Below are 21,627 nucleotides of genomic sequence, written 5' to 3'. Positions count from 1 at the left end.
AGCCTTGTATCCGGCGTCACCGCGCTCGGCGGGACGGGACCGTGCGCAGCGGGGGCAGACGGCTGTCCCGTTGCCCGCCGCTGGGGGGATCAGTTCTCGACGTCGCCCGTGACGTGGCGCTGGACGAACTCGTGAGCCAGGTTTCCGAACTGCGCGCCGAACCGAGCGGACGCTTCGACGGTCTTCGCGAAGTGCGCGCCGGCCCACACTCGGCTGCGGGCGCAGTCCTCTTCGAAGTCGGTCCAGGTGGACCAGGTCAGCTCGAGGTCGGTGGCCGGGACGGCGCCCGGCTCCTTCTGCGCCGAGCCGGCGGGGAAGGTGTGCGTCCAGCCCAGGACGTCGTCCCCGAGGAAGCTGCGGGCCGCCTGAGCCTGGGCCGCGGTCAGGGTGGTGAACCCGGAGGGGTACTCGGGGTGGTTGGCGACCGGCAGGTAGCCGGTCCACTCGTCGCCGGGGATGTCGTCGACCGTGCCCTTGCCGGGCCCGCCCCACGCCGTCACCGGGTCGCTTCCGTACACGTGCCGTACGGCGCTGAAGGGTCGTACGGCGTCGTGCTCGCGCTTGTGGTGCCAGGCGGCGATCAGGCTGTCGAACCGCGCGACCGAGGTCACCAGGAACAGCTGCACCCAGCCGTCCAGGTCCAGGTCGTGGGCCACGGCGGCGGCACGCGGCGACAGGGTCACCGACAGCGGCGTGTGCTCGAAGAACTCCGCCTTCACCTTCTGCTCGTCCGTGAGGTTGGCCGACGCCGCCAGGACCTCGTCGACCGCGGCCTTGTACGCCTCGGCGTCCGTGTGGTCCAGGTGTCCGGGCGCTTCGAGCTCGAACTCGGACGGGTCCTTGTACGTCTGCGGCGTGACCAGCCCGAGCTGCGGCGTGGCGAACCGCTGGGCGGTGAAGACGCCCTTGTCGCCGGGTCCGCCGTCGATGCGGCGGCGGTGCGGCTCGGTGGCCGGCTGCCAGCGCGAGGGATCGGACAGCTCGTCGGCGGTGTTGACGGAGCGGTAGCCGGTGTAGTCCTCGTAGGGCAGCCCGTTGTACGCGCGGCCCTTGTCGCCGAGGACGTTCATGCCATCGTGCAAGCGGGACGCGACGACCGACTTCCCGGCCGTGTTGCCGATGCCGACCGCGGTGGTCAGGTCCGCGGACTCGTCGTCGGGATCCAGGCCGAGCGCGGTCAGCGCCTGGCGCAGCACCGGCGTCCGCTCCTCGAAGACCGCCTTCACGACCTGGAACAGGGCGTAGAGACCGGCGATGTTCTTGTTCCGGTTCGTCGCGGACTCCTCCGCCGGACGGCGCGGGATGCGCGAGCAGATGCCGACCGCCGTCGGGTGGTAGGGGGCCAGCGCGTCGAACCACGAGGTCTGGAGCAGGTGGGTGAGCCAGGTGTAGCTGGCGACGTCAGCCGGGGCCATGGCGTCCGCCGGCGGGTAGCCGCCGCCGCCGTGGGTGGTGATCAGGTCCCGGATGAAATTGCCGTTGTCGAAGTCGAAGGGTATCTGCTGGGCGCGACCGGAAGTCGTCACGGGGTGATGCCTTTCCTGAGCAAGGGGCTCCGCGTTCCGAGAGCGGGTGCGCCCGTCATTCCTGTGCTTCGATGGCCTTCAAGTGCAGGGGGGAGACCTGGTAGTACGACGCGAGGTCGAGGAACTCCTTCTCGTGCGACCACTTGGCCGCCGTGGCGTTGATCAGGGCCCCGGTGTACTTGTGGGGGGTGGCCCGCATGAACTCGGCGATCCGCGGGATCAGCCGGGCCGGCAGCTCGGCCAGATCGACGCTGCGGCGCGGCTGCGGCGAGAAGGAGATCCGAAGGATCTCCGCGTGGTCCCAGCTGAGGGTGACGTACACCCGGAAGGCCTTGCCGGCGTACGCCAGCATCTCCTCGCTCGGCTCGCTCATCCCGGTTTCGCGGAGCATGTCCTCCACGGTCTGCGGCTCCAGTTCGCCGGCGATGCCCGGGGGGAGCTGGAAGTACAGGTTCACCGTGCGGTTCTTGCAGTCCGCTCCGACCAGGGCCACGTCTTCGAGACCGTAGCGGGCGAAGAACTCCAGGTTCCCTGCCACCGCACGCGGCATGGCGGGAAGCTCGGCGAGCTCTGCCACCTTCTGCGGGGCGTGCGGGAAGTTCGCGTAGATCTTCTTGAATCCGCCGACGATTCCGCAGTCGATGTAGTGCTCACTGGTGGGGGCCAGCTTGACTACCTGTTCGAGAAGTGCGCGGACGGGATGGTCCGTCTCTTTGAAGAGGCCGTGCGCCAGGGCGTGGGCATAGGGGTCCTCGATTCCCGGTGAAACCTGGATCGAGTACTCGACCTCGGCGACCTCCTCGTCGGCCTGGAGGCTGAGAACGACGCCGCCGTCCTCCGAGAATCCACCCTCGAATGCCGAGAGGATCGGCCAGACCTTTTCACGCGAAAAGGGAGCATCGACCAGTCGAGCGGTCTGCTCGATAGCCGAATACAGCTCCTGTGCCGAAACACCTTCGGACATCAAAACTCCAAATGCTCGACGTCGATCGCCTATTCCCGTGCGAATTCCTGCGGCGAATATTACCAGCCACTGCTAGAGGGTCGCTTGAGATGTACTCAAAATAGGAGTCAGCTTGACATGTCTGCTATCCGGCACCGACAATTCACCGGGTGCGAAAAAGGTACATGCCATGCCGGTAGGCCCTGATCCTAGGCAATGTGACCTCCGGCCGCAGGGTCAATGAATACCCGGTCGGCCGTCTGATTAACAAGACGCTCAACACAGAAGAAACCTGGAGGACGAATGGCCAGCGCAGGCATGGAAGGTCTTTACAGCGCCATCGAGGAAACAGCCGGGCTGCTGGACATATCCCCCTCGCGCGAAAAGGTCGAGCCCATCCTGTCCGCGTACGACCTGGACAAGGTCGTCGTCGCCTTCCGGGTGACCACGCGCGGCTCGGAGGACCTCGACTGCCGCTTCACGGCGCTGCCCGGGGACGTCAACCCGTACCTGTACGCGGTGTCCCAGGGCATCGCCGAGGCGACGGACCATCCGGTGGGCAAGCTGCTCGAGGAGGTCCAGGAGCACATCCCGGTGACCGCCCACGGCGTCGACTTCGGAGTCGTCGGAGGCTTCAAGAAGACGTGGACGTTCCTCCCGGCCGACAACCTGCAGAAGCTGTCCAAGGTCGCCGCGCTGCCGTCCATGCCGCGCAGCCTCGCCGAGAACCTGGACTTCTACACGCGCTACGGCCTCGACGACAAGAACAGCATGATCGGGATCGACTACCCGAGCCGCACGGTGAACGTCTACTTCCTGCAGTTCCCCGCCGAGTGCCGCGAACCCGAGACCGTGCGCGCGATGCTGAGCGACCTGGGCCTGCCCGAACCGAGCGAGCGCATGCTCGAGCTCGCCCGGCAGGCGGTCGGCATCTACACCACCCTGGACTGGGAGTCCTCGAAGATCCAGCGGATCACCTTCGCCACCATGGTCCCGGACGCCCGCGCCCTGTCCGGCCGCGTCGCCGTCGATCCGGTCGTCGAGGATTTCGCCGGCAAGGTCTCCCACACCTACCCCGGAGCGGTCCAGGGCCTCTACAACGTGGCCTCCTACGCCGGCGGCGAGTACTTCAAGCTGCAGACGTACTACCAGCTGTCCGAGGGTTCCCTGGAAGCCAGGATCCTTCTCGGCCCCGCACCCGCGGGCCACTGACTCCGCCCCACCGGTACCGCCCTGGACAACTGAAGACCGCCGAACGGGCTCCTCCGACGACCCGCTAGTTCTGCCCTGCCGCCTCTCCACCGAGGCTTGGGCGGGACATGACAGCCTCATCTGTAAATTCAGCCGGAAATGAGAAATACGGGGAGTCGAAACCCATGCGGACGTACAGGCGTGTTGCTGGCTTCATCGAGGGTCTGGGAGCCTCGTTCGGAATTACGGCACTCCGGATCTCCATAGGAATCATCTACCTGTGGTTCGGAGTGCCGAAGTTCTTTCCGGGGCTGAGCCCGGCGGAACCGCTGGCCGCCGAGACCGTGGAGCGGCTCACATTCGGGATCATCGAAGGAACGCTCGCGACGGTCCTGACCGGAGCGCTGGAGGCGGTGATCGGACTGCTTCTCGTCAGCGGGAAGCTGCCCAGGCTGACGATCATGGTCCTCCTCGCGCACATGGCGGGCACCTTCACGCCCCTGTTCATGTTCCCGCGGGAGACCTGGGAGTCCTTCTTCATCGGCACCCTCGAGGGCCAGTACATCCTCAAGAACCTGGTGATCGTGTCGGGCGCGCTGGCGATCGCCGGCCACACCAAGAAGCGGAAGCGCCCGGCCCCGGCCGTGGAGCCGGTGGCCGGCGCGACGGGTCTCACGGTCTTCGAGGCCAGGCGGGGGCGGCCGCGGTCCACGAGCGAGCGCGAGCCCGTCACAGCGCCGGAGCGGGCGAGCTGAACCAACCCCGTACCTCCGGCTCCGTCCGTACGGCTGGGCGATCCCCACGCAACTCCGCTTCTCGGGTCGGTCGGTAGCAGCACGAAGAAGCTCCCGTCGCAGGGGATCCCCTGCGACGGGAGCTTCTTCGTGCTGCTACCGAGCCGGCGTCAGCCGCCGGTGACCTCCGCCGTGACGTCGGCCGTGACGTCGGCGCCCTCGATGAGGTCGTCGACGTTCAGCTCGAACAGGCCACCCTCGCGCCCGCTCAGACCCGAGATCAGCTTGACGAAGTCGACCTCGGCATCGTCCTTCTTGTCGGGGTCGATCATGTCCTGGGCCATGTTGAAGTAGAAGCCCTTGCTCTTCGAGCGGTCGTAGAACCCCTCGACGAACCGACGGATGTCGTGGAAGAAGTCCTGGTACGCCGTCGAGTAGCGGTCGAGGGCCTTCTCCTCGATCTCCGGGTGCTTGAGGATCTTGTCGAGCACCTTGGACAGCGTGCTGGCCGCCAGCGTGGCGAGCGCCACCCCGGTCGAGAACAGCGGGTCGACGAAGGCGGCGGCGTCGCCGACCAGGACCCAGCCGTTGCCGTGGAAGTTCTCGTTGGTGTAGGACCAGTCGCGCGCCGAACGGTAGCCCGCGGCCGGGGTGGCATCCCGCAGCAGGTCCTTCAGCTTGGACGTGTTCTGGATCTCGGCCTGGAAGAGGTCCTCCAGGGACTGGTCGGACTCGGACGCGAGCGCGGAACGCGTCACGTAGCCGACGCTGAAGACACCCTTGTCGATCGGGATGCCCCAGAACCAGCCGTCCTTGGTCCCCTCGATGAGGATGTTGCTCCACTCCTTGCCCGGGAGGCGGTGGCAGTTGTCGAAGTACGTCCACACCGCCACGTTGCGCAGCTGGTCGTTCCAGTTGATCTCGGAGTACTTGCGGCCCAGCACCCGAGCCTGCCCCGAAGCGTCCACGATCAGCCGGGCCCGTGCTTCCTGGGTCCCGTTCAGACCGCGCAGCGCGTAGCGGATGCCGACGACGCGGCCGTCCTCCTCGATGGTGTCCTTTACCGTCGCGTCCTCCACGACGAAGGCGCCGAGTTCACGCGCCCGGTCCAGGATCAGCGCGTCCAGGTCGGCACGGCGCGTGTGGTACGCGTACTCGATGCGGCCGCCGGTGGTGAACGAGAAGTTCCACGGAACCTCGTTGTTGCCCCACACCAGGGTGCCGCCGTACTTGCGCTCGAAGCCCTTGGCCTCCATGCGCTCCACCAGGCCGAGCTCCTCCATGGGAACCATCACGCCGGGAATCAGGGACTCGCCGACGTGGTACCGAGGGAATCGTTCACGGTCGAGCACGAGAACACGGTGTCCGCGCTTGGCGAGCAGCGCGGCGGTAGTCGCACCGGCGGGTCCGCCGCCGATGACGATGACGTCGAAATCGTCAGAAAACCCGAATTGAGTGGACGACATGTAAGACCTTCCAGTTCCGATGTGGCCGCACCAGCGATCCGCGTGAAGACCCCCTCCACGCACGCAGAAAATGCTTCAACGACCAGCGTGCAAGGAAGGGGTGGCCGGTGTCATCGCCCAGATTGCTCAGTGGAAAATAGGCTGAAACAAGTTTTGGGGACCGGCGGCGGGGCCGGGCTAGAGCCGCGCTAGAACTGAACTCGATATTCCGTGGAGTGGTCGACGGTTTGTCGACTCAATTGCCGTTTCCGTGCGGACTCATTCCTTCCTGTGTTCCCGGGCGGCACCGGGCGGGAGCGGAGCTGACAAAATTCGGGAGTGTGGTACTAGGCTCCCCGTGAATGAACCACTCACCCCCTGTCAGTTCTGGTATCTGGTCCTGGAGGAACGATGCTGAGTAGACGATCCCTTATTCGCAGTGGTGGCGGCGTGGCCCTCGCGGCTACCGCGATCGGATCATCAGTGGGTTTGGCATACGGAAGTGAAGACAAGTGGGCGCGACTGCGCAGGCACCTGAAGGGAGAGGTGGTGCTGCCCTCCGACCAGTCCTACGTCTCTTCCAAGCAGGGCGTGCTGGTGGAGCTCGACTCCGTGATGCCGCAGGCGGTCGTCTACTGCGAGACGGCCCAGGACGTGAGTACGGCCATCAAGTTCGCCGGTGACCACGACATCCAGGTGCACACCCGCAGCGGCGGCCACAGCCTGGCCGGCTGGTCCACCGGCCAGGGCATGATCCTCGACGTCGGCCGGCTGAACCGCGTCTCGGTCGGGGACCGCACCGTGCGGCTCGGACCCGGCGTGCAGACCATCGACGCCCATGTCGCGCTCAAGCCCCACAACAAGCAGATAGTCGGTGGCACGTGCGCCACCGTACGCATGGGCGGCTACATTTCGGGCGGAGGCATCGGCTTCCAGGTGCGGAAGTTCGGGGTCGCGAGCGACCGTCTCGTCTCGGCCCAGATGGTGCTCTCGAACGGTCGCGTCGTGCGCGCCTCCGAGGGGATGAACTCCGACCTCTTCTGGGCCATACGAGGTGGTGGCGGCGGCAACTTCGGTGTGGCCACCGAGTTCGAGGTGCGTCCGATATCGGCTCCTCGCATGGTCTACTTCGACAGCCTGTGGCCGTGGGACAAGGCCCAGGAGATCATCACGGCCTGGCAGGAGTGGTGCTCCAACGGCTCGAACAACCTGGGTTCGACCCTGAACGTGCTCCTGCGCGACGGTGCCCCGGGCAACGTGCCGATGATCAAGATCAACGGCGGCTACCACGGGCCGCAGGCGGAGATCGAGCAGGCTCTGAACGAGCTGGCCGCGCAGGCGGGTGCCACGCCCAGTTTCCGCGCGGTCAAGGAGCTTTCCTACGACGAGGGGATGAAGGCCGTCTACGGCTGTGAGCAGCTCGGAGTGGAGGAGTGCCACCGCGACGGCACCAACCCGAACGCCAAGATCCGGCGCACGCCGTTCCTCAGGGAGCGGACCCGGCTGCTCAACCGCCCCACGGGTAGCTCCGGGGTTGCGGACCTGCTCGCGGCCTTCGAGGCCAACCGCAGGCCGGGCCACATCACGTACCTGTACCTGACGGCGCTCGGCGGAGTCGCCAACGACGTCCCCCGCACGCACACCGCGTACGTGCACCGCGGCGCGGAATTCTTCGTGGCCTGCGCGACCTTGATGTCCAACGGGCAGCCGCCCGCGGAGGAGGCCGAGGCCGCGATGGTGTGGCCCACCCAAGCCTTCAACATCATCGACCCGCTCTCGAGCGGCGAGTCGTACCTCAACTTCCCCAACCCGGACCTGGGTGACTGGCGGCAGGCGTACTACGCCGAGAACTACTCCCGGCTGGTCTCGGTCAAGCACCGGTACGACGCGCCGGACTTCTTCCGGCACGCGCAGAGCATCGGCAGCTGAACCCGGCCCGGTCCGGCGAAGGATGGCGTCAGACCGGATCCTGCCGGTCGTCCGATGAAGGGCTCGCCCCCTGGCCGGCCCCACCGTCAGGGAACGGTGGGGCCGGCCGGGGGCGAGCCCTTCGTCGTTTCGGTGCCCGGTCCGGGGTCCCGAGGCCGGGGCTCCCGTACTCCTCGTGCGCTTCTCATGCCCGCCTCCACCGGACCGGGCCAGGGTGTCCGTGCACGTATACGCCCTTCATCGCGACGACCGAAGTGAAGCCGGACAGATGAGACCCACTCTTACCCGCCGCCTGCTGCGCTCCCTCTACGGAGGCATGGTGGCGTCCGACAGACTCCGCACGCGCCGGACCCCCGGAACCCGCAAGGCGCCGCTGCCTGCGGCCGGCCGCCTCGCGGACCCGGCCCGGGCCCACCGGGAGCACGCCCGCTGACCAGCACCGGCCGAAGCGGACTTCCGACGGAGTCACCCCGGACCGTCCCTTGTAGCGCGAGGAGTTGTGCCCGCGCTCATCTGCCCAGCTCACGGCGGGACTCGCCTCCTCTCCACCCGCTCTCAAGTGGAAGCTGCTACCATTTACATGTGACTTCCAGAAAATGGGTGGCGCGTCGCTTCGCCGTCGGCATGGCCGGCGCGGCCACCGCCCGCACAGAGCGACCGGGCGCCGGCACCTTCTGACGTCCAGGCCGGTACCCACCTCCCATCGACTCGGCGACCGGTCCCTCGGGCGCTGACGCTGCATGTCCTTTCGAGAGGAACCCATGAGTACGAACCCTGCACAGGTGGCACCCCCTGACGGGAGCGGCGGGGGCTCGCTGGATGCGCGTCAGCTGCGCGCGATCCTGACGACCGTCTCGATCGCGCTGATGGCCGTCATGGCGTCGGTGTCCGGGCTGAACGTCGCCCAGACGCACATGGCCGTCGACTTCGACGCCTCGCAGAACACGGTTCTGTGGATCATCAACATCTATACCCTCGCCCTCGCGGCGCTGCTGCTGCCCCTCGGCGCGATCGGCGACCGCCTGGGCCGCAAGCCCATGCTGATCGGTGGACTCCTCGTCTTCGGCGTCTCGAACGTCGTGGCGGCCCTGGCCCCCAACGCTGACGTCATGCTCGTCGCGCGTGCGGTCGGCGGCATCGGCGCGGCGACGATCATGCCCATCACCCTGGCCGTCATCACCTCCAGCTTCCCCGACGAGCAGCGCGGAAAGGCGATCGGTGTGTGGACCGGCGTCGCCGGCGGCGGTGGCATCCTGGGCATGTTCCTCTCCGCCCTTCTCGTGGACGTGGCCGACTGGCGCTGGCTGTTCGCCCTGCCCGTGGCCCTGGTCGTCGTAGGCCTGGCCATGACGCTGAAGTTCGTTCCCAACTCCCACGAGCGTTCCCCCCACGCCTTCGACACCATCGGCGCGCTCCTGTCGATCGTTGCCGTGGCCGCCTTCATCTTCGCCCTGCAGGAGGGACCGGAGCGAGGCTGGACCGAAGCCACGACTCTGATCAGCCTTGCGATCGGCCTCATCGCCACGGCGGGCTTCGCGTCTTGGGAGCTGCGTCGCCGGGACGCCGCGCTGCTGGACCTACGCCTGTTCCGTGAGCGCGGCCTGGCAGGCGGCTCGATCACTCTGGTAGTGGTCTTCGGCGTCCAGGCCGGTACCGCCGTACTCCTCTTCCCGTTCCTCCAGGCCGTGGTCGGCTGGTCGGGACTGCTGTCCGCGGCGGCTCTGATGCCCCTTGCCATCGCCATGATGGTGGCCTCCGGTCTGGCCCCCAAGGTGGCCGCGAAGATTGGCCCCCGAGCGACCATGAGCGCGGGTATCGCGCTGATCGGCCTCAGCCTCGCGCTCATGGCCCTGTTCATCTCCGTCGACGGCGGATACCTGTCGATCCTGCCCGGCATCATCGTCATGGGCCTGGGCCTGGCCCTGTCCATGGTCCCCTCGACCGAGGCCATCACCCGCTCCCTGCCGGCCGAGAAGCAGGGCGTCGCCTCCGCACTCAACGACGTCACCCGAGAGTTCGGCACCGCACTCGGCGTCGCCATGCTCGGCGCGCTCCTGACGGCCGGCTACCGCAACGCCATCGACGACAGGCTGGACGGCGTCCCCCAGGGGACCGCGGACACCGCACGCGAGGGCATCGCCAACGCGCTCGAGGCCGCGGGCGGCCTGGGCGCGAACGCGAAGGACCTGGTCGCTGCCGCGAAGGAGTCCTACGTCGACGGTTGGCAGCAGTCCCTGTGGGTGGGCGTTGCGGTCATGGGCGTCCTGTTCGTCTACATCGCGCTCCGCGGCCCGAAGAAGCCCGCCCCCAAGGCTGCTCCGGACGCGGCGCGGGATTCCGAGCCCGTACCCACCGGGTGACCGGATGAGAACGCTGTGCCCCGGCATGCACGCCGAGCCGGGGCATGGGCGGGACGGGGCTCCTGATGGTCGGGCAACCGTCCATGTTCCCTCTATCAGGAGCCTCTCGGATCCGCTGGAATGATGTGAACCGTGCAGCGGCCGGTCCCATTCATGGGACCGGCCGCTGCACGGTTCACATCATTCCAGCGTCAAGGAAGAAATACCTGGCGAGCGACGTGACTGTCAATTGATCAACCGGGCCCGCGTGCCACCGGCCCGATGATTTTCCACGGTCCCTCTATTCGTTTCCCATACCCTCCGTGAACCTACGGAAGACGAAGAGAGGTCTCCTCATGCAGAACGTCATCATTGCAGGTGCCGGTCCGACCGGGCTAATGCTCGCCTGCGAACTGCGGCTGGCCGGCGTGGAGGTGCAGGTACTGGAACGGCTCGCGGAACTGAATAGCGAGTCGAGGGCCGGCGGCCTCCACGCCCGGAGCATCGAACTCCTCGACCAGCGCGGGATCGTGGACCGCTTCCTCGAGCTGGGCAGCGCGCAGCCGGTCGCGCACTTCGCCTTCATGCACCTGGACATCGAGGAATTCCCGACGAGACACCCGTACGCGCTCGCCATCCACCAGTCCCGGATCGAACGGCTCCTGGAGGAACGCGCGATCGAGCTGGGCGCGAAGCTGCGCCGGTCGGCCGAGGTGATCGACGTGCGTCAGGACGAGACCGGCGTCGAGGTGCACATCGCCGGCGACGGGGGCACCGAGCGGCTGCGCGCCGGCTACCTGGTCGGCTGCGACGGCGGTCGCAGCGTCGTACGCAAGCTGATGGGCATCGAGTTCCCCGGCACTCCGGCCACGCTGACCGCGCTGCTGGGCGAAGTCACGCTCGCCGACCCGCCCTCCGAGGTCATCGTCGGACCCAAGGGCCGGCGCGAAAACGGGGTCTTCATGGCCTTCCAATCCGAGCAGCCCGGCAAACACCGGGTGATCACCGTGGAGTTCGACGAGGTCGCGGACAAGGACGCCCCCGTGAGCCTGGAGACGCTCAGCGAGACGTGTGCCAAGATCGCCGGTACCGACTTCGGCATGCACAGCCCGCACCGGATCGACAGGTTCAACGACGCCTGCCGGCTGGTCGCGAAGTACCGTGAAGGACGGGTCCTGCTGGCCGGGGACGCTGCGCACGTCCACTTCCCCTCCAGCGGACAGGGGTTGAACCTGGGGCTCCAGGACGCCGTCAACCTGGGCTGGAAGCTCGGCGCGGTCGCACGCGGGCAGGCCCCGGTGGAGCTGCTGGACACGTACGACTCCGAGCGGCGCCTGGCCACCGAGCGGATACTCAGCAACGTCCGCGCGCAGACCGCCCTGTGGCGCGGGGGCTTCCAGGTCGATGCGCTCCGCGAAGTGGTCGGCGCCCTGGCCGAATTCAAGGACGCCAACCGGTACCTGGGCGGCCTCATCAGCCAGCTCGACACCTTCTACCCGGTGGGCGACGGGCACCCGGCCCTCGGCCGCCGGATGGTCGACCTTGACATCAAGTCACCCTCCGGGCAGCTGACCGTCTTCGAACTGTTGTACGGCGCACGGCCCGTGCTGCTCGACTTCACCGGCCGCACCGACCTGCGGAGCGCCCTCGAGGGGTGGGCGGACCGGGTGGACTTCATCGAGGCGGAGCCCCAGGACGACCACTGGGCGTTCCCGGTGATCGGTGACCTCCCGGCCCCCGCGGCCGTGCTGATCCGCCCCGACGGCCATGTCGCCTGGACGGCGTCCGCGGGCCCCGAGGGCTCGGCCCTTCCGGAGACGGACACCGAGACCCTCAGGGCGGCGCTCGACCGGTGGTTCGGCCCCGCTCTCGTCTGACCACCGATCGCTGTTCCGGGTAGGGGGACACCATTCCCCCTACCCATTCGATATCGGATACAGCTTCCGGGTTACCGCCCCCTGCCCGAAAGGGGTTCATCGACATTTCCTGTTCTTTCCGTGGCCCGCCCTGAAGAAGCTTCGGCGCGGGCTTTTCGGCCGTGCCACAATTCACGGAGCTTACGAGGTTGACAAGGAAAAGGCCCGGGTGGCACGGTCTGAGCGTCTGCAGAATCGGCAGACCGATGAAGCGCATGAATACACAAATTAAGGAGTCACTCTGTGACAGCACTTCGCGGGCGTGCCCCCCTTTCGATCGGGGAGCTCGCCGATGAGCTGTACGGGCAGATCATCGGCCCTGATGACGCCGAGTACGAGACCGCGCGCACCGTGTACTCGGGCGATGTCGACCGCAGGCCCGCCGTCATCCTGCGGCCCCGAAACGCCGAGCAGGTGGCGCGCGTCGTGGCGCTGGCGCAGGAGACCGGGCTTCCGTTAGCCGTCCGCGCCGGTGGGCACAGCGGGGCCGGGTACGGGGTCTGCGAAGGCGGCATCGTCCTGCACCTGGCCCATATGCGGGCGCTGGAGATCGACGTCGAGGCCCGTACGGCCTGGGCCGAGGCCGGCATTTCCGTCGGTGAGTACACCGTGGCCGCCGCGGAGCACGGGCTCGCGACCGGATTCGGCGACAACTCCCAGGTCGGGGTCGCCGGCATCACCCTGGGCGGCGGCATCGGCTACCTGTCCCGCAAGTCCGGCATGACCATCGACAACCTGCTGGCCGCGGAGATCGTCACGGCCGACGGCGAACTGCTGCTGGTCGACGAGCACCGCCACCCCGACCTGTTCTGGGCCATCCGCGGCGGTGGCGGCAACTTCGGTGTGGTGACCCGTCTCAAGTTCCGGCTGCACGAGCTCACCGGCGTGTACGGCGGAATGCTGGTGACCCCGGTGACCCCCGAGATCCTCGAAGCGTTCATCGCCGAGGCCGAGGCGGCTCCCGAGGAGCTCTCCACGATCGTGAACGTGGTGACGGCGCCCCCCCTCCCGTTCGTGCCCGAGGAGTACCACGGCAAGCCGATCATTCTGGCGGCGATGTGCTACGCGGGTCCCTCCGAGGCGGGCGAGGAGGTCATCGGCCGGTTCCGGGCGATCGTCCCGCCGCTGGCCGACATGGTGCAGGCCATGCCGTACCCCGGGATGTTCGCCCCTGTGGACCCCCGCATGCGCCCCGTCTCGGTGGCGCGCAACCTCTTCATCGACCGGGTCGACCGGGCGACCGCCGAGACCATCGTGGACCGCGTCACCACCTCGAGCGCGATCATCGCCGGGGCGCAGCTGCGGGTGCTGGGCGGGGCGCTGGCGCGGGTCCCGTCCGACGCCACGGCCTTCGCCCACCGGCAGAGCAGGATCATGGCCCATCTGTCGGCCATCTACGCCGACCCGGCCGACCGGGAGCCGCACGACACCTGGGTCGAGGAGTTCATGGCTGCCATCCGGCAGTCCGATCCCGGTTCGTACGGCAACTTCGTGGTGAGCGCGGGGCCGGATCAGGTCCGGGAGGCGCTCTACCCCGGGGCCACCGGGGAACGCCTCGCCCAGGTCAAGGCGAAATACGACCCGACCAACCTGTTCAACTCCAATCACAATATTCTGCCCGCGATATCGTGAGAGTTCACCGGTCGTGCGCGGCGGTGCCCGGGCAGCAGGCCGGGGCCTGAGAGCGGTCGGCTCTCCGGACCGCCAGGTCAGTGGCAGACGGGGCGGGGGCACAGGGCCCCCGCCCTCCGTTCACGTCACAGGGTGCGGAGCTTGGTGGTGAAGACCTGGTTGGCGATCTTGTCTCCCATGGCGAGGCCGTCGGTGGCGTCCCACGGGTAGTGGACGCCGAGCCAGATGCGGCTGTCGGCGTCCTCCTTGCCGGCGGCGCTGAAGCTGGTGAAGTGGCGGGTCTTGACCGGGGCCTGCGGGTCGTCGGTGGTGAGGTCGAAGGAGAGGTTGTCGCTGCCGAAGTAGCGCTTCATGACTCCGGCCCAGGCGCCGCCGAAGGAGGCGTGCCCGGAGACGTAGGCGGGGAAGCACGGGCTGACGTTGACGCCCGTCGGGCTCTTCAGGAGCGGCTTCCACTGCGGGTCGAGGCCGCCCTCGCGGATCGCCGAGACGGGCCGCCACAGGTCGATGGGGGTGGCGAACTTGGCGTCGCGGACGGCTATGCCGGTGTCGGCCATGGCGATCGAGACCAGCGCGAAGAGGCGGGCATTCGCGTAGACCCCGAGGCCGCGGGCCTTGGCGACCTCCCGGGTGGCCTGGAGCATCTGGCCCGGAGGCTTGTACGTTCCGTCGTTGTCGTTGGCCCAGAACCAGGCCGCGTTGAGCTGGTCCGGGGTCCGGTTGATCACCGGGGTGGCGGCCGTGGGCTTGTCGGCGCCGGCCGTGCGCACGGCCTCGACCTGGGCCTTGTACTCGGGGCTCGCCACGAGGTTCTCGTACGTACCGAACTGCGCGAGAGTGGTGGGCCGGAACTGCGAGCCGGAGCTCAGCGAGAAGGGCTTGACCTGGCCCCAGAACGGGTTGACCGCGTCGGCGTCCGACTGGCACTTCGGGTCGACCATGTCGGGGTAGCTGGTGGGCCGCCAGGAACCCGGCTTGTTGTCGCCGACGTAGAGCTGTTTGCTATCCGAACCGTCCCCGGCGCGGGCGTTCATCATCTGGTTGACCATCCCGCTGACGATCGTGATGTCCAGCAGGTCGCCGCCGGTCGGTTCGCTGCCGAAGCGGTCGCGGAACCGCTGGTCGAGGTAGGCGGTGAAGTCGGGCGAGTTCTTGTCGGGCCGGTTCACGCCGTAGAGGTTGAGCAGGATGTTGTACGCGGTACGCCCGATGACGCGTTCCTCCTCGTCCGGCCCCTCCACCCAGCCCGCGTACGCCTCCGCGTGGATGTAGGCCTCGGAGGTCACCCGCCCCTTCCACTTGAGCTGGTAGGAGGACTCCGCGTCGTAGATCGCGGCGTTCATCATCGCGGCCGCGCGGGCCATCGGGACCGGGCCTCCGCCCGCTCTGCGGAAGACGCCCTGCAGGACGTCGTTCCAGTAGTGCACGGGGTCGGCTATGGACTGCGCCGGAATCGCCGCCTGAGCGGGCTGCGGGGCTGCGGCGAGGATGGATCCCGTGGCAGCCAGGACGGCGGTGGTCGCCAGCGCCCGGCGCCAGAGCGTCGTGCGGCGTCGAGTGGTGCGGATGTTCTCGGGCATGACTGGACTCCCTGATCACGGGTGGATTGGCCACCAGTGAAGGTGGCGGCGTGATCATGGCCCCCGGGCGCGGCGGAGCGCGTGTAAAAAATGGCATGCCGCGGCGGAATGGCCGCCACCGCGTGGACGAACGATACAAACCGCCTCTGTCTCCAGTCGGTCTGCACCGGCCTCCAGCCGATCCTGGATGGCGGAACGGGGAGCTCCGCCGACCAACTGCCACCGGGCGGGAATCGTGGGCGGCGATGCCGGCCTTCACCGAGACGCTAGGTGCCCCGACTTCCTTCCCGTGCCCGGGTTCAGCGGGGAGGCAGGAAGCAGGCCGCCCTCGCGCAGGTCTACGACGGGCCGATTGCCGACGTACGGGTGTCAGTTCAGAGTGAGTGGTGTGGCGTCGGCGAGGTGGGTGAGCTTGGCGGGGTTGCGGACGACGTAGATGCCGATCACGAGGCCGTCCTCGAGACGGATCGCCATGACGCTGTCGATCTCGCCGTCGACGAGCAGGAGGAGCGCCGGGTCGCCGTTGACGGTGGTGGGCTCGCTGGTGAGCGTGCCTTCCTTGTCGCCGAGGCTGACCAAGAGGAGCTGGATCACCTTCGTGATGCCCTCGACGGGCCGCAGCGCGGCGCTCCTGACGCCGCCGCCGTCGCTGATCAGGACGACGTCGGGGGCGAGCACGTCGAGCACGCCTTGCAGGTCGCCGGTCTCCACAGCGTGCTGGAACGACGCGAGGGCGGCCCGGACCTGGCTCGGGGAGACCACTTCTCGAGGACGCCGGGCGTCGACGTGCTTGCGGGAGCGGTGGGCGATTTGGCGGACCGTGGCGGGGGTCTTGCCGACCGCCTCCGCGATCTCGTCGTAGCCGAGGTCGAAGACCTCGCGCAGGACGAACACCGCCCGCTCTGTGGGCGAGAGGGTCTCCAGGACGAGCATCACGGCCATGGACAGGCTCTCGGCGAGCTCGACGTTCTCGGCGACGTCCGGCGAGGTGAGCAGCGGCTCGGGCAGCCAGGAGCCGACGTATGTTTCCTTGCGGCGCCGCAGAGCCCGCAGCCGGTCGAGCGCCCGCCGGGTCGCCACGCGGACGAGGTACGCGCGCTGGTCGTTGACCTGTGCCAGATCGACCTCGGCCCAGCGCAGCCAGGTCTCCTGGAGGACGTCCTCGGCGTCGGTCGCCGAGCCGAGGATCTCGTACACCACGGTGAAGAGCAGATTGCGGTGGGTTACGAAGGCGTCGGTCGCCGGGTCATCGATGTGGTCTCGCATCCTCGAATCCTCCATTGCTTTCATCGCGGTCCGTCCCACGGGTCCGTGTATGGGGGAGCGGGTGGCACCTGGGCCGCCTGATCCAGGGGCTACGACACCTGCGTGGGCATGGCCTCGACGCTCGGCTGCTCGGCGTCGTCCTTGGCCTTCAGGGCGCGTGCGCCGGCCTTGCGCGCCTCTGCGGAGAACTGCTTGACGGTGTGGGAGACGACGGTCTCCTTCACGCGTGCGCCCATGCGGCCACCGATGTGGAACCGGATGGCGGTGTCGTCCTTGCGCGAGAACTGGAAGATGCCGGCGCCGCGGCCGAGGCTGACGCACAGCCCTTGGAAGTCGACACCGGCGGCTTCGGGCCGCCGTCCCTCGATGCGGCGGAGCACTGCGTCGGCGGCCTGGGGGCCGAGCTGGGAGGCGGACTGGCATCCCATCCGGAAAGAGCGGCCCGAGGGCGCGGCCGCGTCCCCCGCGGCGACGATGCGATCGTCGTCGATGCTGGTCAAGGTTTCGTCGGTGAGCAGACGGCCCGTCTCATCGGTGCTGAGGCCGCTGCGGGCGGCCAGGTCGGGAATGCCGAAGCCGGCGGCCCAGATGGTCAGGTGGCCGCGCACCTCGCGGCCGTCGGCGAGGTGCACGGCGTCGGCCGTCACGGACACGGCCTTGGTGCCGGGGCCGTCGAGGACGGTCACGTCGAGGGCCGCCAGCCGCTTGGCGACGAAGCGGCGGCCGTTCGCGTGGAAGTAGGCGCCGAGCTGGCCTCCACAGACGAGGGTGACGCTGCGGCCCGCCTCGGCGAGCTCGGCCGCGGTCTCGATGCCCGTGGCACCGCCCCCGACCACCGTGAGCGCCGCGGTGACGGGCGCGGCGGCCACGGCCTGGCGCAGCCGCTCGGCCTCCTCCAGGGTCGCGATCGGGTAGGCGAACCTGTCGGCGCCGGGCACCTGCAGCGCGCCGCTGCTGCTGCCCACTGCGTAGATCAGGTGGTCGTACCCGAGGGTGCCGCCGTCGGCCAGTGAGACGGTGCGTGCCTGCCGGTCGATGCCCGTCGCGGTGTCGACCACGAGCTTGACCTGCTCGCTCAGGACGTCCTTGTACTCGACGACCGCGTCGTCGGACCCCGCGACAAGCTGGTGCAGGCGGACTCGCTCGACGAAGGCCGAACGCGGATTGACGAGGGTCACGGCCACGTCGTCGCGGCTGGTCAGGCGGTTGGCCGCGAGAACTCCGGCGTATCCGCCGCCTATCACGATGACTTCAGTCCGGCTGCTGTGCTTCGTCATGGTCTCTGCTCCGTCCGCTCGGGGTGTCGCACACAAGGCGCCGGGCGGATGGAATGTGTGACACCGAGTGACTCAGATCACATTCGGCGGTGACGCGGGCTGGTGCTATCCGAGGAGGATCCGGTGGCGGAGGAGGTTGGAACCTGCGCGTCCGTGCACCTGGCGCGTTGCCGTACGGAAGTGTGACCCGCGGCGATCACGGCGTCATGGTCTCGCTAGTCAGTGCGAGGTCTCCTCGCTACGAGCCACCAGTTCATGTCTGTATCCGACTGCCATTTTGAATCAGACAGGGCAGCTCTTGGTTGGTCGTTTGTTGTCGGCGATGTGGGGCGGGCTGGTCCTCGAGTCCGAGATGGCATGGTGCGAGTTCACTGGGAAGAATCAGGGGCAGTCGGATGGCACTGGAATTTCACCTGGTGTAAGGAGTCGCTGTGACCAGCTTTGTTATCACGGTCCCCGGTACGTTCGTGTCGGACGTTTCGGATTCCGTGCCCCTTGCTGTCGAACGAAAGCTGGCCCCGCGGCACACGGAGGTCAGTGAGAACGAGGGACTGCGTCTCCTCACACTGAACGAGGACGGCACCTTCTCCATCCGGCTCGAGGTCGAGGCCCCGGATAAGTACGAGGCTGAGCTCGATGCGATGCGGATCGTCACGGCAGCCCTGAAGGATGCCGGCCTTTCGGAGTCTGACGCCCCGCTCGGCCCGCCGGCCGTGACGGGTATCGACAGCGGCTTGTGATCGGCCTGCGGAGCGAAGAGCATTTCCGCCGAACGATTCGGGGAACGGCGCAGGACAAGAGCAGATGGCCCGTAGCGGTCGAGCGAGACCTGAAGCGAATAGTCACTCTGGAGGGCTGATGGAGGCGAAGCGTGCGTGGCCGGAGCTGACCGGGAAGCCGGCGGAGGAGGCCCTCGAGCAGATCCAGGCGCAGTGCCCGGAAATTGTGGTCCACATGGTGCCGGAGGGCAGCATGGTGACGATGGACTTCAATGAGCAGCGAGTAAGGCTATTCGTGAAGGACGGCAAAGTGGCTCGGGAGCCCAGACGCGGGTAGCCGTTGCTGCCACAGGATGAAGGCCCGGATCCTGCGAAACGGGCTCACCTCCCGTGCGGAGCACGGGAGCCTTGGAGCCTGCGAAGCAGGCCCGCTCTGGTGGAGCGCAGCGGAACCAGAGCCAGTCCGCAGCGAAGCGAAGGGCCCCGGCCGAGCACGGCAAGCCCCCCGGCTCGGGGGGCTTGCCGCTGTTTGAGTTCAGGCTGAGATTCGTATCCAGGTGTCGCCGTCGCGGAGCCAGAGGTCTCCGTCGCGGCCTTGGGTGCAGCGCATGCCCATGGGACCGGGCAGGGTCAGTTTTCTTTGCGTGGTGATGACCCAGGCGTCGTCGATGAGTTCCGCGTGGTTCAGTTCGACGCCGGGTCGGTTGTGGAAGCGGTGGGTGAGGATCATTCGGTTGCCCCGGACCGTGATGCCGTCGGTGTCTCTGACCGGATTGGTCCAGCTGCTCGCTTCTCCGGTGGTGGGGTCGATCCGGGTGATGAAGGCGCCTTCGGGGCTGTACCACGCATGTCAGGCTAGCGTTCCTTCGGTGGCGGCTGCGTTGCCGCCAAGAGGCAGCACGGGCAGGTGCTGCGGAGTCCAGGTGTGGTCGCCGTCGGTGTTCCAGCGGGCCAGGCCGGCCCGGGATGCCGGGTGGTGGCCGTAGACGCCTTCGTCGCCGTGGGCGGTCCATACTCCACCGTCGCGGTCGGCTATGACGTAGTTGATGGCGTCGCCGAGGCAGATGTGGTTCATCGGGAAGCCGCCAGGTGAGTACACAACGGCGTTGTTCTCCCAGGCTCCGTCCTTGCCCTGGCGGGTACGGCTCGACGTCAGCAGGAACCGGGACCAGGAGAGGAGAGCCAGATGATTGGTCGACTCGTTTATGCCCGTCACGGTTATGTAGCGCTCTACCCCGTCGGTGACTACCACCAGCACGCCGTCACACGGGGCTGGTACACGCCAGCCGATCCAGCCCTTGATGTACGGGGAACGGCGCAGGTTTCGTTCTTGGACCAGGATCACTGCGAGTTCACTGTCCGGTCCGACGCTCCACCACAGGGCTCGCCATCCAGCTCGGGCGTCCTCGGGTGAGAGGCTCCATACGATGGGCAGTTCGTCAACGGACATCGGTATTCACCTCAAGGACTCCGGGCCCCGACGGCACCCGAAGAGCGCAACGCTACCGGGCGAGTCGGCAGTGCTTGGCCTCAGGAGTTCCGCAAGGCAGGAACCAGACCGGGCCGCCACCCGTGTCCGCGCCTGTAGGCCGGATGACGACAGGAGCCCCAGCCCTTGTTCTGCAGCCGGCTGCCCGCGGAGCGGGCTTGGTCCTGGTGGGGGAGACGGAAGGGCGCTGGAGGGCGGAGTGGATCCGTCCAATGGGCTGCGGGCCTGGACTGTGTGGTTCGGGGGTGAGTTCCGCGCGGAGCGCGGGAGCCCCGCGGTCGGCCCAGGCTGACACCCGAGGGCCCAGGCCTGTGCTGGCTTCGTACGATGTTTCTGATCTAGGAGAGACATGCCCCGTGAGAGATTTACTCCCTTTGACTTTGGCCTGCCGCGGTTGGCGGGGGATTTCCACCAGGACTGGGGGTATGTCGGGGAGGCCGGGGATGTGGCCCTCGAAAGTTTCGGGGACAGTGCGGGGGCCGCGGCCTTGGAGTACGACGTCTCACTGCTCATTGTCTCGGCATTGAGCGATAGTCAGATCGAGCTGCTCTGGGGTGCGGCGACTGCGGAGAATTATCGGTTCGAGCCGAATGAGTCAGGCCGTGACCTGCTTCGCCGCTTTCAGATGGTCGCCCGTGACTGGCAGCGGGCTCACGGCAGCATCCGGCCTGAGGGGGCCGACCCGGAGTGGGGGTCGCCGGAGCTGAGGGAGCGGGTACTGCGTGCAGTCGGTGCGGCTCCGCTCTCGATGGGGCTGCGGGAGGTGCTTGATGTCTGCGCTCGGACGGTCTCGGTGGAGTTGGCGTTCAGGCTGCTGCTGCGGCTGTACGCCGCGGGTTCACACCCAGTGGCTCCGGCGGTCTGGACGGAGTATCAGGAGATCAACACGGCTTTCGCACTCGGTGAGTACGTGGTCGGCGCGATCGAGTACCTGGTTGAAGAGAAACACCAGTGAACTCGCTGCCCCCTGACAGGTCTGTTTGGGTGCGGTTAGGGTCGCGGATGATCTTGCCTCTTTCTGGTCCTCCTACGTGGAGGCATCCCCTTGCTGCGTTCCTGATGGTCCTTTGGCAGGAGGGGTATAGGCGGGCTTTTGGGTTGGGTGTGTGGGGAGTCTGTTGGTTGGAGGACTTGGACTGAGTGACCGGAGGGACGGGCCTGGGGGAGTGCGGGGTGGTCTGCTGGTGGCGGCCCGCGGAGCGGGCTGGTCCTGGAGGCGGAGCCGGAAGGGTTGGGGGCGGGGGAGCGGAGTGGACCCGGCTAACGGGCCTGAGTTCCGGACCCCGTGAAACGGGGTCACTTCTCGTGCGGAGCGTGGGAGGTGTTGGGCTGCGGAGCAAGCCCGCTGTGGTGGAGCGCAGTGGAACCAGAGCCAGTCCGGAGCGAAGCGCAGGACTCCTGGCCGAAGGCCGGCTCTGGCCCGGCGGAGCCGGGCCTTTCGTCGAGCGAAGCGAGGCGGTTCGTTGCCCTGGAGCGAAGCGGAAGGGCAGGCGCCGAAGGCGCCTCCGTCGAGCGAAGCGAAGCCGTTCGGTCCTGAGCGCGCAGCGCTCAGGTACCCGCTCCGAAGGAGCGGGCTCTAGCTTCGCGCAGCGAAGCCCCCCGCGCGAAGCGCGGGGGGCTCTAGTCCCAAGCGCGCAGCGC

18 protein-coding genes are annotated in these 21,627 nt (G+C 67.8%); 10 read left to right on the top strand and 8 right to left on the bottom strand.

What is annotated here, in order from left to right; all coding sequences use genetic code 11:
* Nucleotides 1–89: 89 nt before the first annotated feature.
* Nucleotides 90–1,526, bottom strand: coding sequence for a vanadium-dependent haloperoxidase (locus tag OG730_RS42875; protein WP_327309901.1), 1,437 nt, complete (start codon nucleotides 1,524–1,526; stop codon nucleotides 90–92).
* Nucleotides 1,527–1,581: 55 nt separating this feature from the next.
* Nucleotides 1,582–2,490 carry an aromatic prenyltransferase gene (locus OG730_RS42870; protein ID WP_327309899.1) on the bottom strand — a complete coding sequence of 303 codons (909 nt, stop codon included), beginning with the start codon at nucleotides 2,488–2,490 and terminating at the stop codon, nucleotides 1,582–1,584.
* A 282-nt stretch (nucleotides 2,491–2,772) separates the two neighbouring features.
* Here OG730_RS42870 and OG730_RS42865 point away from each other — a divergent pair, with 282 nt between their 5' ends.
* Nucleotides 2,773–3,681 (top strand): aromatic prenyltransferase, encoded by a 909-nt coding sequence (locus tag OG730_RS42865; RefSeq protein WP_327309898.1) that lies wholly within the window; start codon nucleotides 2,773–2,775, stop codon nucleotides 3,679–3,681.
* Nucleotides 3,682–3,845: 164 nt separating this feature from the next.
* Nucleotides 3,846–4,415: a DoxX family membrane protein gene (locus OG730_RS42860; RefSeq protein ID WP_327309897.1), complete on the top strand. Its 570-nt coding sequence runs from the start codon at nucleotides 3,846–3,848 to the stop codon at nucleotides 4,413–4,415.
* A 149-nt stretch (nucleotides 4,416–4,564) separates the two neighbouring features.
* Here the strand turns inward: OG730_RS42860 and OG730_RS42855 are convergent, their stop codons facing one another.
* Entirely contained in the window at nucleotides 4,565–5,860 is a 1,296-nt protein-coding gene (locus tag OG730_RS42855) for an NAD(P)/FAD-dependent oxidoreductase (protein WP_327309896.1), read from the bottom strand.
* A 462-nt stretch (nucleotides 5,861–6,322) separates the two neighbouring features.
* Here OG730_RS42855 and OG730_RS42850 point away from each other — a divergent pair, with 462 nt between their 5' ends.
* From OG730_RS42850 to OG730_RS42830, 5 genes are all read left to right on the top strand, one after another.
* Nucleotides 6,323–7,768 (top strand): FAD-binding oxidoreductase, encoded by a 1,446-nt coding sequence (locus OG730_RS42850; protein ID WP_442815244.1) that lies wholly within the window; start codon nucleotides 6,323–6,325, stop codon nucleotides 7,766–7,768.
* Nucleotides 7,769–8,036: 268 nt separating this feature from the next.
* Nucleotides 8,037–8,201, top strand: a complete 165-nt coding sequence (locus OG730_RS42845) for a hypothetical protein (RefSeq protein ID WP_327309893.1) — start codon at nucleotides 8,037–8,039, stop codon at nucleotides 8,199–8,201.
* A 328-nt stretch (nucleotides 8,202–8,529) separates the two neighbouring features.
* A complete protein-coding gene (locus OG730_RS42840) occupies nucleotides 8,530–10,128 on the top strand; it encodes an MFS transporter (protein WP_327309892.1) in 1,599 nt (532 codons plus the stop codon).
* Between the two features lie 335 nt (nucleotides 10,129–10,463).
* The gene (locus OG730_RS42835; protein ID WP_327309891.1) at nucleotides 10,464–11,984 is read left to right on the top strand and encodes an FAD-dependent monooxygenase; all 1,521 of its coding nucleotides are present in this window, start codon (nucleotides 10,464–10,466) and stop codon (nucleotides 11,982–11,984) included.
* A gap of 282 nt (nucleotides 11,985–12,266) precedes the next feature.
* Nucleotides 12,267–13,655, top strand: coding sequence for an FAD-binding oxidoreductase (locus OG730_RS42830; protein ID WP_327309890.1), 1,389 nt, complete (start codon nucleotides 12,267–12,269; stop codon nucleotides 13,653–13,655).
* 125 nt (nucleotides 13,656–13,780) lie between these two features.
* On the opposite strand, the gene OG730_RS42825 is transcribed toward OG730_RS42830, so the two are convergent.
* From OG730_RS42825 to OG730_RS42815, 3 genes are all read right to left on the bottom strand, one after another.
* Nucleotides 13,781–15,235, bottom strand: coding sequence for a vanadium-dependent haloperoxidase (locus OG730_RS42825; RefSeq protein ID WP_327309889.1), 1,455 nt, complete (start codon nucleotides 15,233–15,235; stop codon nucleotides 13,781–13,783).
* A 369-nt stretch (nucleotides 15,236–15,604) separates the two neighbouring features.
* Complete coding sequence (locus OG730_RS42820; protein WP_327309888.1) at nucleotides 15,605–16,501, bottom strand: RNA polymerase sigma-70 factor; 897 nt, start codon at nucleotides 16,499–16,501, stop codon at nucleotides 15,605–15,607.
* An 89-nt stretch (nucleotides 16,502–16,590) separates the two neighbouring features.
* Complete coding sequence (locus OG730_RS42815) at nucleotides 16,591–17,778, bottom strand: NAD(P)/FAD-dependent oxidoreductase (RefSeq protein ID WP_327309887.1); 1,188 nt, start codon at nucleotides 17,776–17,778, stop codon at nucleotides 16,591–16,593.
* A 431-nt stretch (nucleotides 17,779–18,209) separates the two neighbouring features.
* On the opposite strand from OG730_RS42815, the gene OG730_RS42810 reads away from it, so the two are divergent.
* Nucleotides 18,210–18,518 carry a hypothetical protein gene (locus tag OG730_RS42810; protein WP_327309886.1) on the top strand — a complete coding sequence of 103 codons (309 nt, stop codon included), beginning with the start codon at nucleotides 18,210–18,212 and terminating at the stop codon, nucleotides 18,516–18,518.
* Nucleotides 18,519–18,636: 118 nt separating this feature from the next.
* On the top strand, nucleotides 18,637–18,834 hold the full coding sequence (locus OG730_RS42805) for a serine protease inhibitor (RefSeq protein ID WP_327309885.1): 198 nt from the start codon (nucleotides 18,637–18,639) through the stop codon (nucleotides 18,832–18,834).
* A 198-nt stretch (nucleotides 18,835–19,032) separates the two neighbouring features.
* Here OG730_RS42805 and OG730_RS42800 read toward each other — a convergent pair whose 3' ends face one another.
* Nucleotides 19,033–19,227 (bottom strand): hypothetical protein, encoded by a 195-nt coding sequence (locus OG730_RS42800; protein WP_327309884.1) that lies wholly within the window; start codon nucleotides 19,225–19,227, stop codon nucleotides 19,033–19,035.
* Nucleotides 19,228–19,347: 120 nt separating this feature from the next.
* Nucleotides 19,348–19,947, bottom strand: coding sequence for a hypothetical protein (locus tag OG730_RS42795; RefSeq protein ID WP_327309883.1), 600 nt, complete (start codon nucleotides 19,945–19,947; stop codon nucleotides 19,348–19,350).
* A 388-nt stretch (nucleotides 19,948–20,335) separates the two neighbouring features.
* Here OG730_RS42795 and OG730_RS42790 point away from each other — a divergent pair, with 388 nt between their 5' ends.
* Complete coding sequence (locus OG730_RS42790) at nucleotides 20,336–20,941, top strand: hypothetical protein (RefSeq protein ID WP_327309882.1); 606 nt, start codon at nucleotides 20,336–20,338, stop codon at nucleotides 20,939–20,941.
* Nucleotides 20,942–21,627: the final 686 nt, after the last annotated feature.

It is taken from the genome of Streptomyces sp. NBC_01298, assembly GCF_035978755.1.
Lineage (GTDB): Bacteria > Actinomycetota > Actinomycetes > Streptomycetales > Streptomycetaceae > Streptomyces.
The sequence above is the reverse complement of the archived record's forward strand: the minus strand, read 5'-3'. Positions and strand labels throughout refer to the sequence as shown.